Origin of the sequence: Pseudomonas sp. BF-B-30 (assembly GCF_019956305.1) — a bacterium.
Classification (GTDB): Bacteria; Pseudomonadota; Gammaproteobacteria; order Pseudomonadales; family Pseudomonadaceae; genus Aquipseudomonas; species Aquipseudomonas jessenii.
This window is the reverse complement of record NZ_JAHBDG010000001.1, coordinates 73,105-87,877: the sequence shown is the minus strand read 5'-3', so window position 1 is coordinate 87,877 and position 14,773 is coordinate 73,105. Positions and strand designations below refer to the sequence as shown.

The window sequence follows — 14,773 nt, the reverse complement described above, 5'->3', positions numbered from 1 at the left end:
GGAAAATGCCAACAAACACGGGATTTGAGCGACTTGGCATAACCACTGCATTACCTCTTTCAACAGACATACAGCGCAGGCTTCAACGACGAAGGTTGCACTTCCCGAGAGAACGGGACCAGGACAAAGGCGTCCTCGCTAGGCAACTAGCGGGACGCCTTTTTTTGTTTGCGCAAAATTTGTCGAGCACGGCCTGACCCTGATGAGGCAGGCCTGAGCTCCCCGGAGAACCTGATGAAAAAACTAAAACTGGTGATGATCGGCAACGGCATGGCCGGGGTCCGGACCCTGGAAGAGCTGCTCAAACTGAGCACGGAGCTGTACGACATCACGGTCTTCGGTGCCGAACCGCACACCAACTACAACCGCATCCTGCTGTCGCCGGTGCTGGCGGGCGAACAGACCTTCGAAGAAATCGTGCTCAACGACCTGGACTGGTACCTGGAAAACAACATCAAGCTGCTGCTCAACCGCAAGGTGGTGGAGATCGACCGGGTCAAGCGCCGGGTCATTGCCGAAGACGGCAGCGAAGCCGAATACGATCGCCTGCTGATCGCCACCGGCTCGACGCCTTTCATCCTGCCCATTCCCGGCAACACCCTTGACGGCGTGATCGGCTACCGCGACATCGCCGACACCCAAGCCATGATCGACACCGCGAAAACCCACCGGCACGCCGTGGTGATCGGCGGCGGCCTGCTCGGCCTGGAGGCCGCCAACGGCCTGATGCTGCGGGGCATGCACGTCACCGTGGTGCATATCGGCGAGTGGTTGCTGGAGCGGCAACTGGACAAGACCAGCGGCCAGTTGCTGCAAACCGCGCTGGAATCTCGCGGCCTGCACTTTCGCCTGTGCGAGCAGACCCAGGCCTTGCACGACGCTGGCAACGGCCGGGTCGGTTCGGTGCAATTCAAAAACGGCGACATCATTCCCGCTGACCTGGTAGTGATGGCCGCCGGCATTCGCCCCAATACCGAACTGGCGGAGAAATCCGGCATTCCGTGCAGCCGCGGGATTCTGGTCAACGACACAATGCAAACCTACGACCCACGGATCTATGCCATCGGCGAGTGTGCCAGCCACCGCGGTATCGCCTATGGTTTGGTGGCGCCGCTGTTCGAACAGGCCAAAGTCTGCGCCAACCACCTGGCCCAACTGGGTTTTGCCACCTACAAGGGTTCGGTGACCTCGACCAAATTGAAGGTTACCGGTATCGACCTGTTTTCCGCCGGCGACTTCATGGGTGGCGAAGGCACCGAGACCATTACCCTCTCGGACCCGATTGGCGGGGTCTACAAGAAACTGGTGATCAAGGATGACGTGCTGGTGGGCGCCTGCCTGTACGGCGATACGGCAGACGGCGGCTGGTATTTCAGGCAGATCCGTGAGAATCACGCCATCAGTGAGATCCGCGATCATTTGATGTTCGGTGAAAATGCGCTTGGCGACGTAGGACATCAGGGCCAGGACAAAGCCATGAGCATGGCCGACAACGCCGAAGTCTGCGGCTGCAACGGTGTGTGCAAGGGCACCATCGTCAAGGCGATCCAGGAGCACGGGCTGTTCAGTGTCGACGACGTCAAGAAACACACCAAGGCTGCCAGCTCCTGCGGCTCGTGCGCGGGTTTGGTGGAGCAGATCCTGATCAACACCGTGGGCGGCGCCGCCGACGTCAAGCCGAAAAGCGAAAAGGCCATCTGCGGCTGCAGCGATCTCAACCACGGGCAGATCCGCCAGGCCATCCGCGAGCAGCACCTGCTGACCATCGCCGGCACCATGAGCTACCTGAACTGGCGCACACCCAACGGCTGCGCCACCTGCCGCCCGGCGCTCAACTACTACCTGATTTCCACCTGGCCTGGGGAAGCCAAGGACGATCCGCAATCGCGCCTGATCAATGAACGCGCCCACGCCAATATTCAGAAAGACGGCACCTACTCTGTAGTCCCGCGGATGTGGGGCGGTGTGACCAATCCTTCAGAGCTGCGGCGCATTGCCGACGTCGCCGACAAGTACAACGTACCGATGGTCAAGGTCACCGGTGGCCAGCGCATTGACTTGCTGGGTATTCGCAAGCAAGACCTGCCGGGGGTGTGGAAAGACCTGGACATGCCGTCCGGCCACGCCTACGGCAAATCCATCCGCACAGTGAAAACCTGCGTCGGCAGCGAGTTCTGCCGCTTTGGCACCCAGAATTCCACACAACTTGGCATTGAACTGGAACATGACCTGTTCAACATGTGGTCGCCACACAAGGTGAAGCTGGCTGTCTCCGGTTGCCCACGCAACTGCTCGGAAGCCGGTATCAAGGATGTGGGAATTATCGGTGTGGACTCCGGCTGGGAGATGTACATCGGTGGCAACGGCGGGATCAAGACCGAAGTCGCGGAATTCTTCGTCAAACTGAAAACCGCCGAAGAAGTGCGCGAATACAACGGTGCATTCCTGCAGCTCTATCGCGAAGAAGCCTTCTACCTCGAGCGCACCGTGCACTACCTGCAACGGGTCGGCATGGAACACATCAAGAAAGCCGTGCTGGAAGATCCGGAGCGTCGCAAGGCGCTCAACGATCGACTGCAATTCTCCCTGTCGTTCGAACAGGACCCGTGGAAGGAACGCCTGGAACAGCCCCAGCTGAAAAAAGAATTCGACGTCATCCCCGTGAAAAACCTGGAGGTGCTGGCATGAACTGGCTGGATATCTGTGCACTGGAAGAGATCAATGCCCTGGGCTCGCGGATCATCGCCGGGCCAAAGGGAGACATCGCGATTTTCCGTACCAGCGACGACGAAGTGTTCGCCCTCGACGACCGCTGCCCGCACAAGGGCGGCCCGTTGTCCCAAGGTCTGGTCTACGGCAAGCGTGTGGCCTGCCCGCTGCACAACTGGCAAATCGACCTGGAAAGCGGCGAAGCCCTGGCCCCGGACATCGGCTGTGCCCATCACCATCTCGCCCGGGTGGAAAATGGCCGGGTGATGCTGGCCCTGCGGGATGCAGGCTGATGGACCGCCAGATCACTGCGTCCACCTGCTGTTACTGCGGGGTCGGCTGCGGGGTGCTGATCGAGCACGACGGTTCACGCATCCTCGGCGTCAGCGGCGACCCGGCGCACCCGGCCAATTTCGGCAAACTGTGCAGCAAGGGTTCGACCCTGCACCTGACCGGCGACTTGACGGCGCGGGCGTTGTACCCCGAACTGCGCCTCGGTAAAAGCCTGGCCCGCCACCGCACCGATTGGGATACCGCCCTCGATCACGCCACCAGCGTGTTTGCCGCGACCATTGCCGAACATGGCCCGGACAGCGTGGCGTTCTACATTTCCGGGCAACTGTTGACCGAGGACTACTACGCCTTCAACAAGCTGGCGCGTGCCCTGGTAGGCACCAACAACATCGACAGCAATTCGCGCCTGTGCATGTCCTCGGCGGTGGTCGGCTACAAGCGCAGCCTGGGTGCCGACGCCCCGCCCTGCAGCTACGAAGACCTGGAGCTGAGCGATTGCGTGATGATCGTCGGCAGCAACATGGCCTACGCCCACCCGGTGCTGTTTCGCCGCCTGGAAGCAGCCAAATCCCGCCGGCCGCAGATGAAGGTCATCGTGATTGACCCACGTCGCACAGATACCTGCGATCTGGCTGATCTGCACCTGGCGATCTTGCCGGGCACCGATGTCGCCTTGTTCCATGGGATTTTGCATCTGCTGCTATGGGAAGACTGGATAGATCGTGACTTCATCAGGGACCACACCGAAGGCCTGGCCGAGCTGAAAAACCTGGTGCGTGACTACACGCCGCAAATGGTTTCACAGCTCTGCGGTATCAGCCTCGGGCAATTGCAGCAATGTGCCGAGTGGATCGGCACATCACCGAGCTTTCTGTCGCTGTGGTGCATGGGGCTTAACCAGTCCACCGCCGGCAGCGCGAAAAACAGTGCATTGATCAATCTGCACCTGGCCACCGGGCAGATCGGTCGTCCCGGCGCCGGACCTTTCTCCCTCACCGGTCAGCCAAATGCCATGGGTGGACGGGAAACCGGCAGTTTGTCCAACTTGCTGCCCGGTCACCGTGACGCCGCCAATGCACAACACCGTGCGCAAGTGGCGTCCTACTGGGGCGTCGAGCAACTGCCGGAAAGCCCCGGGCTCACTGCGATCGAATTGTTCGAGCAAGTGCGCAACGGCAAGATCAAGGCGTTGTGGATCGCCTGCACCAACCCCGCGCAATCCATGCCGGACCAGACGGCCGTGCGCGCAGCTCTGCAAGCCTGCCCGTTCGTGGTGTTGCAGGAAGCCTTCAGCACCACTGAAACCGCGAAGTTCGCCGACCTTCTGCTGCCCGCCGCCAGTTGGGGGGAAAAGGAAGGTTGCGTGACCAACTCAGAGCGGCGCATTTCCCACGTACGCCAGGCAATCGTCGCACCGGGTGAGGCGCGGCCAGACTGGGCAATCACCGTAGATTTCGCACAACGCCTGGAAAAACACCTGCGTCCCGGCCAAGCCAGCCTGTTTGAATTTGATAATTCAGCTCAGGTCTTTGACGAATACAAACAACTGACTCAAGGTCGCGACCTGGATCTGTCCGGTATCAGCCATGCACTGATCGATCGTCTCGGCCCGCAGCAGTGGCCCTTCCCTGCGGGTGCCGTTGAAGGCACGGCCCGGCTGTACGTCGACGGGGTATTTGCCACTGCCAATGGGCGCGCGCAGTTCGTGGCCGATCCATACCGTGCCGCCAAAGAGCAACGCGATGCACGCTTTCCGCTGACCCTGATCACCGGCCGGCTGCGCGATCAATGGCACGGCATGAGCCGCACCGGCACCGCTGCGCAGCTGTTCGGTCATGTCAGCGAAGCGGAGTTGAGCCTGCACCCGGACGAACTGCGCCGCCATCGCCTGCAGCCGGGGGATCTGGTCAGCCTGAAAAGCAGGCGCGGCGCAATCGTCGTCGCGGTTGCCAGCGATGACAGCGTGCGTCCGGGCCAGGCCTTTTTGCCGATGCATTGGGGCGACCGTTTTCTCAAGGGTGGGGTGAACAGTCTCACTCTGCCCGCATTCGATCCGTTGTCGAAACAGCCCGAACTTAAACACAGCGGCGTTCGCCTGGATCCGGTGGATTTGCCCTGGAAACTATTCGCACTGATCGAGGGCGATGTTCAACGGCATTTTGAAACGCTACGACCGCTCTGTGAGGTGTTTTCCTACGTCAGTCTCAGTCTGGTTGGCCGTGAGCGCCCTGCCCTGCTTGTACGAGCTGCCAATACTTCAGCACCTTCGGCAGAGTTGCTAAGCGAAATCGATAAAAACCTGGCGCTCGATGACGGCCCGGTACTGGCTTACGACGACCCTCGACGGGCCATAGGCAAGCGCGTGCGGATCGAAAATGGCCGGATCACTGCCATTCGACTGGCCGGTGAAACCCTTGCCCAGCACTGGTTGCAGGGGCTGTGGCTCGAAGGTCGCGCGGACCAGCAACTGCGGCGCTGGCTGCTTGCGCCGCTGAGCGCACCACCGGGCAATCTCGACACGTCCTTCAACTCGAACAAGATCCTGTGCAATTGCAAGAACGTCGGCCAGAACGCGATCTGCGCCGGCATCAGCCGTGGCTTGGACTTGCAGGGGCTCAAGCAAGAACTGGGTTGCGGCACGCAATGCGGGTCCTGCGTTCCGGAAATCAAACGCCTGCTGGCTGCCACGGCGCAGCCAGTCACCGTCTTCTCGTGAGGAAAACACTATGAGTGCAAAAGTCTGGCTGGTAGGTGCGGGCCCGGGTGATCCGGAGTTGCTCACGTTGAAGGCGGTACGTGCCTTGCGCGAGGCAGATGTGGTGCTGATCGATGACTTGGTCAATGTCGCGGTACTCGAGCATTGCCCTGGGGCGCGGATCATTCCGGTGGGCAAGCGTGGCGGCTGCCGCTCTACCCCGCAAGCGTTCATCCATCGCCTGATGCTTCGTTATGCCCGGCAGGGTAAATGCGTAGCGCGGCTCAAAGGCGGCGATCCATGCATTTTCGGCCGCGGTGGTGAAGAGGCGCAGTGGCTGCGTGAGCGTGGGGTCGAAGCCGAGTTGGTCAACGGCATCACTGCCGGGCTGGCGGGGGCAACGCAATGCGATATTCCGCTGACTTTGCGCGGTGTAGCCCGTGGTGTCACGCTGGTCACCGCACACACCCAGGACGACAGCCAATTGAACTGGCAGGCACTGGCCCAAGGCGGAACGACGTTGGTGGTTTACATGGGAGTGGCCAAGCTCGGTGAAATCCGTGAGCAGCTATTGGCCGGCGGCATGGCAACGGATACGCCCGTGGCCATGATTGAAAATGCCTCCTTGCCCCATCAACGGGAATGTCGGAGCACTCTCACAAACATGGATGAAGCAGCCTACAGATTCCAGCTGAAAAGCCCTGCCATACTGGTGATCGGTGCAGTGGCAGCCTGTGCAACTCAATCGCTGTGGGAGCGTGAATTGCCTGTGATGGCGGCAGATCAGTCAGCGTAGTTTCAACTATTTCACCAAATTGCAGACAAAGAAAAGCCCGGCCTGAGCCGGGCTTTTCAGAGCTGCGAGCTAATTACTTAGCTTGAGCTTCAACCTGCGCTTCTACGCGACGGTTAACTGCACGACCAGCGTCAGTTTTGTTGTCAGCAACTGGGCGGGATTCGCCGTAGCCAACAGACTGAACGCGGGACGATTCAACACCGTACTGGTTGGTCAGAACTTGTTTAACGGCGTTTGCACGACGCTCGGACAGTTTCTGGTTGTAAGCGTCAGGACCGACGGAGTCAGTGTGACCTTCAACAGTAGTGCTGGTGGATGGGTACTGCTTCATGAAGTCAGCCAGGTTCTTGATGTCGCCGTAGCTGTTTGGCTTGACTACCGACTTGTCGAAGTCGAACTTCACGTCCAGCTCAACACGAACAACTTCAGCAACTGCCGGGCAGCCGTCAGCGTCAACAGTTACGTTGGCTGGGGTGTCTGGGCACTTGTCAACGTTGTCGCAAACGCCATCGTTGTCGCTGTCAGAGCAAACTTCCGGAGCTGGAACTGGAGCAGCAGCTGGCTTGCTGCCGCCGCCGAAGTTCACACCGATACCGACGCTAGGAGCCCACTCGGTGTTGCCCTGGTCGATGTTGTACTGAGCTTCAACGCCAGCACGGGCGTAGAAGTTGTCGGTGAAGTACAGCTTGGCACCGCCGCCAACGTTGGCGAAGGTGGAACGGTTACGACCGTTCGAGCCGTTCTGGTCGATGCTCTGGTCGGAGAAACCGCCCGAGACGTAAGGACGCAGCATGTCGCCTGGGTTGTTGAAGTGGTACAGAGCGTCCAGAGCGGTGTTCGCGCCCTTAACGTTCTTGCCGTCGTTTGCACGGGCGTTGTGCACTTCGTCGTAGGCCAGACGCAGTTCAACGTCGTCTGTCAGGAAGTAACCGATAGAACCACCCGGCAGGATGCCGTCGTTCTTGAAGTTACGGTCGCTATCGAAATATTGCTTCTTTGCGTAGCCTTCGATTTCAACTGCGCCTTGGCCCTGTGCCAGAGCGCCGATGGAAGTGGCGGCAATAAGAGAACCAATGGCCAAGCCCAAGGTGTTTTTCAGTTTCATCCGTTAAATCCCCATCTGGTGATTGTGAAGCAGTCCCGCAAACCGGGGGACAACTCGGCGGCAAGTCTAACAGAACTTGCCTACACGTAAGAGATATTTGCGCTGAACTAAGTTTCAGCAATGCCTGCAAATTTCTCACGCAATTTATCTAGAGCGCGTTTGTACCGCATTTTTGTTGCGCTCAAACCCATATGCATGATGTCTGCGATTTCCTGAAACTCCAGCTCTGCGACAAATCGTAGCACCAGAATTTCACGATCAATCGGGTTCACATACACCAACCAGCGATCAAGTCCGCCTTTTTCCTCAGGTTTCGGCGTCTTTTCTTCAGACGCTTCCTCGAGGGGGTCAAGACTCAATGCGTCCATCAAGCGACGCTTTCGCCGTTCCTTCCGATACTGTGTGATGCACTCGTTGTACGTGATGCTATATAGCCATGTCTTGAACTTCGATTTACCTTCGAAGTTCTTCAGGCCATACAGCACCTTCAACATGACCTCCTGACAGACATCGTCTGCGTCGCGATCGTTCCCTAGATATCGTGCGCACACGTTAAATAATGTTCGCTGGTAACGCCGCATCAGTTCTTCATAGGCGCGTGTTACGTGAAACAGCTCGGTATGCGAGCGCGCGACCAACTCCTCATCAGAGAGCTCGCGGGGGTCGTAGCGCATGGATAACGATTGGGCTTTATTCAAAACAAGTCGGGCCGACAGTCAGGTCAATGTCCGCCGCAGCCAGCGTGAGCAGGCATTTTGCGGCGGCATACATTAGCAGGGTTTGCCGGGTTAGCGGCTACTCACATGCTGCTCAAGGAGGATCCGATTGGAAAGAGAGACTAGCTCACCCTCATCGGTCAGCAATGTGGTTTTAACCGTGCCGATCTCTTCGATCTGGCCTTCGACCTCGCCAACACGCACTTGTTGCCCAACCTGGTACAGCTCACGCACGTAGATTCCCGCAAGAATCTGGCCGGCAATTTCCCGGCTTCCCAACCCCATGGCCAGCGCTACTGCCAGACCAACGGTTATCAACACAATCACGATCACATGGTTCAGCAGGTCGGTCTTGACCTCCAACTGGCTGATCGCAACCGAAATACTGATGATGATCACCAGGCCCTGGGCAATCCGCCCAAGCCCTGAAGCATAGTCCAGCCCCACGCCTTCTGCCGCTCCGCGCACCAGCCCGTTGGCCAGTTGCGCCAGCAAGACACCGACCAGCAACACCAGCGCCGCGCCGAACACCTTCGGCAAATACAACGCAAGCATGTCCAGCGTAGCTGAAACTCGCTCAAGGCCAAGGGATTCTGCGGCAGAAACCAGAAAAATCAGCAGAACGAACCAATAGACGATTTTGCCGATCAGCGTCGAAATAGGAACTTGCAACCCTGCACGGGACAGCAATTTGGTCAGGCCGGTGCCACCCATCAAGCGATCAAGGCCCAGTTTGGCGAGCAACTTCGAGAGCAAGGTGTCCAGCAGTTTGGCCACGACAAAACCCAACAGCAGCACAACCAGTGCGCCGAACAGGTTCGGAATGAAGTTCGCAACCTTGGTCCACAACGCAGTCATTGCAGTGACGAGGCTCTGAGTCCAGAGATCAAGTTCCATATTCAATCAGCCTTATCAGCAGTGCGAGCAGTAGGTTTACGAAGACGGGATACCGGCGCGACATGGGCCGATCCGTTATTCAGGGCGATCATCAGTGCGGGCAACCAGCGCCCCAGCAGGCTGAACAGATCACCGGCGCCGACCTGGCGGTTGGCGGTTTTCAGCACACGCCCCAGGCACGCATCGTCGTCCCGGGTGGACGGTGAGGCGTTGAGCATGTCGCGTAAAGACTGTTCAAACGGATCGTGCATACGCACCTCTCGTGATGTCTGTGGGAGACGCGGTCAGTTTTGGTCGGGTCACATGGTTTCCCTCAGACCCAGCGTAAACGTCGGAACAACCACCACTGCCCGAGCGCCACCGAGACCATCATCAGGCAAGCGATCAGAAAGCCGTAAGGGCTGGCAGAGAATGGAATTCCACCGACGTTGATCCCCAAAAGCCCGGCCAGAAAACTCATCGGCAAAAAGATCCCGGTGATGATCCCGAAGCGATACATCGTGCGGTTCATGCGCACGCTCAAGCGACGGTCTTCAGCCTCCAGGACCAGCCCCACCCGCTCCCGGGTCAATTCCAGCTCTTCGAGGTAGCGGGTCAGGCTGTTGTTCAATTCGTTCCAGTAATCGCCGTCATCCTCGACGAACCAGGGCAACTTGATTCGCGTCAACTGCCCGAAAATGTCCCGCTGCGGAGCCAGAAAGCGCTTCAACGCAGCCGCCCGGCGACGAATCTGCAAAACCGCCCCGTGCTCAGGAGTATACCGTTCGTCGGTATCCAGCTTTTCTTCTTCCTCATCGACCACTTCCGAGAGACAGCTGACCAGATCCTGCACCTTGTTGGTGAGGTACTGCGCCATGCAAAGGATGAGTTCGGAGGCAGTTTTCGGCCCCTTGCCCTCGGACAGTTGCACCAGCAACTCGTCAGTGGCACGCAAAGGACGCAAACGCAGGGAAATGACACGCTGGGCAGAGCCGAAAATCCGCACCGACACCATGTCTTCCGGTTCGGCGCCAGGGTTCAGATTGACCCCGCGCAAAAATAGCAGCAGTTCGCTGTCCGAAAGCTGCAAAAGTCGCGGACGGGTGTTTTCTTCGAGTAACAGGTCACAGCTGAATTCGCTCAGACCGCTGGATTTGCGCAACCAGGTCCGGGTTTGCGGATGACTGCGATCCCAGTGCAGCCACAGGCTTTCATGGGCCTGCAGCTGCAAGTCATCGAGTTCAGTCCGGGCAATCGAACGCGCACCGCCTTTACCGTCCAGCACCAGGGCATGCACCAGCCCCCATTGCGCGTTTTCTTCCTCGAACATCCGCACTCCTTTGGTCAACCGGCGCTTTATTCAGGCATTTTCAGCGGGCTGGGCGAGATGATCACGCCGTTGTTGTCCGCATAAATGTATTCGCCTGGACGGAACGTCACGCCGGCAAACGTCACCACAACGTTGAGATCGCCGAGCCCGCGCCTGTCGGATTTCCTCGGGTGGCTGGCGAGGGCCTGAACGCCCAGATCGGTCTGCGCGATGATATCGACGTCGCGGATGCAACCGTAGATCACCAGCCCTTCCCAACCGTTTTTCGCGGCTTTCTCGGCCAGCATGTCACCGAGCAACGCATGCCGCAGGGAACCGCCACCGTCTACCACCAGCACTTTGCCATTCCCCTTGAGCTCGACCTGCTCCTTGACCCGCGAGTTGTCTTCAAAGCATTTGATGGTCACGATTTCGCCGCCGAAGGAATCACGGCCGCCGAAATTGCTGAACATCGGTTCCAGCACCTGCACCAGCTCCGGATAGGCGTCGCACAGGTCAGGCGTGATGTAATGGTTCATCGAGAAACTCCTGTAAGAGGAAGACAATCGAGGATGTCGGAAAGTGACCAGAACAGCTCAATGCGTCATATCTTAGCCGCAAGCCGACCGGAGCGAAATGCCCTTGTCAGAGCGTCAGGCTCGGACTGCCGCGACCAAATCCTGTTGCGCTCCCGGCAAAGGTGTCTGCTGATCGGCCAACCAGCGCGTCACCAAAGGCCAGACTTCAGCCTGGGCTGCCTTGCTGACGAGCATTTCCACGTGACCGAAATTGTCGCCGAAGCCCTGCTCGCGCCCCAGGTTGATGAATTGCTTGTGCTCGGAACCGAACTGCTCGAACAGCTTGCGACACGCCCACGCAGGATCCTGATGATCACCCGCAGCGCTCACGGCAAGCACCGGTAACTTGACCTCGGCCAAACCCGCCCACCAGTTTTTATCGGCATCGCCAAAGCGCCCGAACAGACCGTACCAGCGCATGCCTTCCAGGGCCAGGCCGATGGGCTCGTCCTCCGGACCGCGCTTGAGCCTTGAGCCGGACAACTGGGCAAAACGTTTGAGAATGAAGCGACCGCTCCACTCTACCGGCGGAATCTTCAATGGCCAGTAGGTGCGACTGACTTGTGTACCGAAAAACGCCGCCGAGGCCACGACGGGCTCACCGATGTACTCGCCACCCAGCGCTGCGGCCAGTGTAATACCGCCCAGTGAGTGACCGATCCAGTGTGGCACCTGCCCGCTCTGTTCGCGCACGAACGCGCCAATGGCCGGCAGGTCATAGCGTGCGTAATCGGCAACACGGTTCTTGCGGTAGTCGTGGTTACGCTGGGACAGGCCGTGACCGCGCATTTCCGGAATCCAGACATCGAACCCCAGACGGGCCAGGTAAGCGCCCAACCCCAGGCCTTTGGGAGAAAACCAGAACCGGCGATTGGAAAAGCTGCCGTGCAGCAGGATCACCGGCACGCCACGGGAGGACGACTCATCGGCCATGCCAAGGCGTGTCACAGCCAATTCGACGGTGAAGTCGGGACTGTTACCGGGTTTCAAACGATACACATCTTCGCTCAGATCACCGCGCCGTTCGGCACTGATCAGGGCGACAGGAAATAGGTTGCTGCTGCTTTGCATAATCTCTTGCACAAAAAAGGGCGGCATCCAGATGGAGCCCGCCCTGCTTGAATCTCATAAAGACCGCTCCCTGTAGGAGCGAGCCCTGCTCGCGAAGAACTCGGGACACCACGTTTATCCAGGATAAACGCGTTATCGTTGACGTCCATCGCGAGCAAGCTCGCTCCCACAGAAAGGGGCGGCCCGTTTACACCGGATCAGGCCGAAGCTTGACCTTCCGCCAGGAAGAACCAGGTTTCCAGTACGGAGTCAGGGTTCAACGAAACGCTTTCAATGCCCTGCTCCATCAGCCACTTGGCCAGGTCCGGGTGGTCCGAAGGACCCTGACCGCAGATACCGATGTATTTGCCGGCCTTGTTGCACGCGGCAATCGCATTGGCCAGCAGCTTCTTGACCGCCGGATTACGCTCGTCGAACAGGTGGGCGATGATGCCGGAGTCACGGTCCAGGCCCAGGGTCAGCTGGGTCAGGTCGTTGGAGCCGATGGAGAAACCGTCGAAGAACTCGAGGAACTCTTCAGCCAGGATGGCGTTGGACGGCAGTTCGCACATCATGATCACGCGCAGGCCGTTCTGGCCACGAGCCAGACCATTTTCCGCCAGCAGATCCACCACCTGGCTCGCTTCGCCCAGGGTACGGACGAACGGCACCATGATTTCGACGTTGGTCAGGCCCATTTCGTTGCGCACGCGCTTGAGGGCACGGCATTCGAGTTCGAAGCAGTCGCGGAACGATTCGCTGATGTAACGCGAGGCACCGCGGAAGCCCAACATCGGGTTCTCTTCTTCCGGCTCGTACAGCTTGCCGCCGATCAGGTTGGCGTATTCGTTGGACTTGAAGTCCGACAGACGCACGATGACCTTTTTCGGCCAGAACGCAGCCGCCAGGGTGCTGATGCCTTCGACCAGTTTCTCGACGTAGAAACCCACCGGATCGTTGTAGCCGGCGATGCGCTTGTCGACGCTTTCCTTGATGTCCAGCGGCAGGCCGTCGTAGTTCAGCAGTGCCTTGGGGTGCACGCCGATCATGCGGTTGATGATGAACTCCAGGCGGGCCAGGCCCACACCGGCGTTCGGCAGCTGTGCGAAGTCAAAGGCGCGGTCCGGGTTACCGACGTTCATCATGATCTTGAACGGCAGCTCAGGCATGGCGTCCACGGAGTTCTTCTTGATGTCGAAGCCCAGTTCGCCTTCGAAGATGAAGCCGGTGTCGCCTTCAGCGCAGGAAACGGTCACGCCCTGGCCATCTTTCAACAGCTGGGTGGCGTTGCCGCAACCTACTACCGCTGGAATACCCAGCTCACGGGCGATGATCGCCGCGTGGCAAGTACGGCCGCCACGGTTGGTGACGATCGCGCTCGCGCGCTTCATGACCGGCTCCCAGTCCGGGTCGGTCATGTCGGAAACCAGTACGTCGCCTGGCTGGACCTTGTCCATCTCGGACACGTCCTTGATGATGCGGACCTTGCCGGCGCCGATGCGCTGGCCAATGGCACGGCCTTCCACCAGCACGGTGCCGGTTTCTTTCAACAGGTAACGTTCCATGACGTTGGCCTGGGTGCGGCTCTTCACTGTTTCCGGACGGGCCTGCACGATGTACAGCTTGCCGTCGTCACCGTCCTTGGCCCACTCGATGTCCATCGGGCACTGGTAGTGCTTCTCGATGATCATCGCCTGCTTGGCCAGTTCGCTGACTTCCGCGTCGGTCAGGCAGAAACGTGCGCGCTCGGCCTTGTCCACGTCGACGGTCTTGACCGAACGACCGGCCTTGGCCTCGTCGCCGTAGATCATCTTGATGGCTTTGCTGCCCAGGTTGCGGCGCAGGATCGCCGGGCGACCCGCGGCCAGCGTGCCTTTGTGAACGTAGAACTCATCCGGGTTCACCGCGCCTTGTACGACGGTTTCACCCAGGCCGTAGGCGCCGGTGATGAACACCACGTCACGGAAGCCCGACTCGGTATCGAGGGTGAACATCACGCCGGCGGTGCCGGTTTCGGAACGGACCATGCGCTGCACGCCAGCAGACAGGGCAACCAGCTTGTGGTCGAAGCCCTGGTGCACGCGATAGGAAATGGCACGGTCGTTGAACAGCGAGGCGAACACCTCTTTGGCGGCGCGAATGACGTTTTCGACACCACGGATGTTCAGGAAGGTTTCCTGCTGGCCGGCAAAGGATGCGTCGGGCAAGTCTTCGGCGGTGGCGGAAGAACGCACGGCCACGGCCACGTCAGGGTTGCCGGCGGACAGCGTGGCGAACGCGGTACGAATTTCGGCATTCAGTTTTTCAGGGAACTCGGCTTCCATGATCCATTGGCGGATCTGGGCACCGGTCTTGGCCAGCGCATTCACGTCATCGACGTCCAGGGCATCGAGCGCATCGTGAATCTGCTGATTCAGGCCGCTCAGTTCCAGGAAATCACGATAAGCCTGAGCGGTCGTGGCGAAGCCGCCGGGCACCGATACACCGGCACCTGCAAGGTTGCTGATCATCTCGCCCAGGGATGCGTTCTTGCCCCCCACATGCTCAACATCGTGTTTGCCGAGCTTATCGAGGGAAACTACGTACTCTACCAAGGTGATCTCTCCACTAACTGTGTTGGAAAAGCTCAGAAACCGGCTGCTTAA

At 59.2% G+C, this 14,773-nt stretch carries 12 protein-coding genes; 4 read left to right on the top strand and 8 right to left on the bottom strand.

Going from position 1 to position 14,773, the window contains the following annotated elements:
* The first annotated feature begins 234 nt into the window (after positions 1-234).
* The 4 genes from nirB to cobA are packed head-to-tail and all read left to right on the top strand — an operon-like array spanning position 235 to position 6,494.
* The gene (gene nirB / locus KGB29_RS00435) at positions 235-2,688 is read left to right on the top strand and encodes a nitrite reductase large subunit NirB (protein WP_223508579.1); all 2,454 of its coding nucleotides are present in this window, start codon (positions 235-237) and stop codon (positions 2,686-2,688) included.
* Complete coding sequence (gene nirD, locus KGB29_RS00430; protein WP_046042889.1) at positions 2,685-3,002, top strand: nitrite reductase small subunit NirD; 318 nt, start codon at positions 2,685-2,687, stop codon at positions 3,000-3,002. The genes nirB and nirD overlap by 4 nt, the downstream gene beginning before the upstream one ends.
* Positions 3,002-5,719 (top strand): nitrate reductase, encoded by a 2,718-nt coding sequence (locus KGB29_RS00425; RefSeq protein ID WP_154860686.1) that lies wholly within the window; start codon positions 3,002-3,004, stop codon positions 5,717-5,719. Before nirD ends, KGB29_RS00425 begins: the two co-directional genes overlap by 1 nt.
* 10 nt (positions 5,720-5,729) lie before the next feature.
* Complete coding sequence (cobA, locus tag KGB29_RS00420) at positions 5,730-6,494, top strand: uroporphyrinogen-III C-methyltransferase (RefSeq protein ID WP_154860687.1); 765 nt, start codon at positions 5,730-5,732, stop codon at positions 6,492-6,494.
* Between the two features lie 73 nt (positions 6,495-6,567).
* Here cobA and KGB29_RS00415 read toward each other — a convergent pair whose 3' ends face one another.
* From KGB29_RS00415 to ppsA, 8 genes are all read right to left on the bottom strand, one after another.
* A complete protein-coding gene (locus KGB29_RS00415; RefSeq protein WP_057715703.1) occupies positions 6,568-7,599 on the bottom strand; it encodes an OmpA family protein in 1,032 nt (343 codons plus the stop codon).
* A gap of 107 nt (positions 7,600-7,706) precedes the next feature.
* Positions 7,707-8,297, bottom strand: a complete 591-nt coding sequence (gene sigX, locus KGB29_RS00410) for an RNA polymerase sigma factor SigX (protein WP_015096065.1) — start codon at positions 8,295-8,297, stop codon at positions 7,707-7,709.
* Positions 8,298-8,387: 90 nt separating this feature from the next.
* Positions 8,388-9,212 carry a mechanosensitive ion channel family protein gene (locus KGB29_RS00405; protein ID WP_008048604.1) on the bottom strand — a complete coding sequence of 275 codons (825 nt, stop codon included), beginning with the start codon at positions 9,210-9,212 and terminating at the stop codon, positions 8,388-8,390.
* A gap of 2 nt (positions 9,213-9,214) precedes the next feature.
* Positions 9,215-9,463, bottom strand: coding sequence for a hypothetical protein (locus KGB29_RS00400; RefSeq protein ID WP_008017601.1), 249 nt, complete (start codon positions 9,461-9,463; stop codon positions 9,215-9,217).
* Positions 9,464-9,525: 62 nt separating this feature from the next.
* On the bottom strand, positions 9,526-10,521 hold the full coding sequence (locus KGB29_RS00395; RefSeq protein ID WP_150812371.1) for a zinc transporter ZntB: 996 nt from the start codon (positions 10,519-10,521) through the stop codon (positions 9,526-9,528).
* Between the two features lie 26 nt (positions 10,522-10,547).
* Positions 10,548-11,039, bottom strand: a complete 492-nt coding sequence (gene rraA / locus KGB29_RS00390) for a ribonuclease E activity regulator RraA (RefSeq protein WP_008027412.1) — start codon at positions 11,037-11,039, stop codon at positions 10,548-10,550.
* Positions 11,040-11,153: 114 nt separating this feature from the next.
* Complete coding sequence (locus KGB29_RS00385; protein ID WP_102668982.1) at positions 11,154-12,149, bottom strand: alpha/beta fold hydrolase; 996 nt, start codon at positions 12,147-12,149, stop codon at positions 11,154-11,156.
* Positions 12,150-12,346: 197 nt separating this feature from the next.
* Entirely contained in the window at positions 12,347-14,722 is a 2,376-nt protein-coding gene (ppsA, locus tag KGB29_RS00380; RefSeq protein WP_090454035.1) for a phosphoenolpyruvate synthase, read from the bottom strand.
* Positions 14,723-14,773 lie beyond the last annotated feature (51 nt).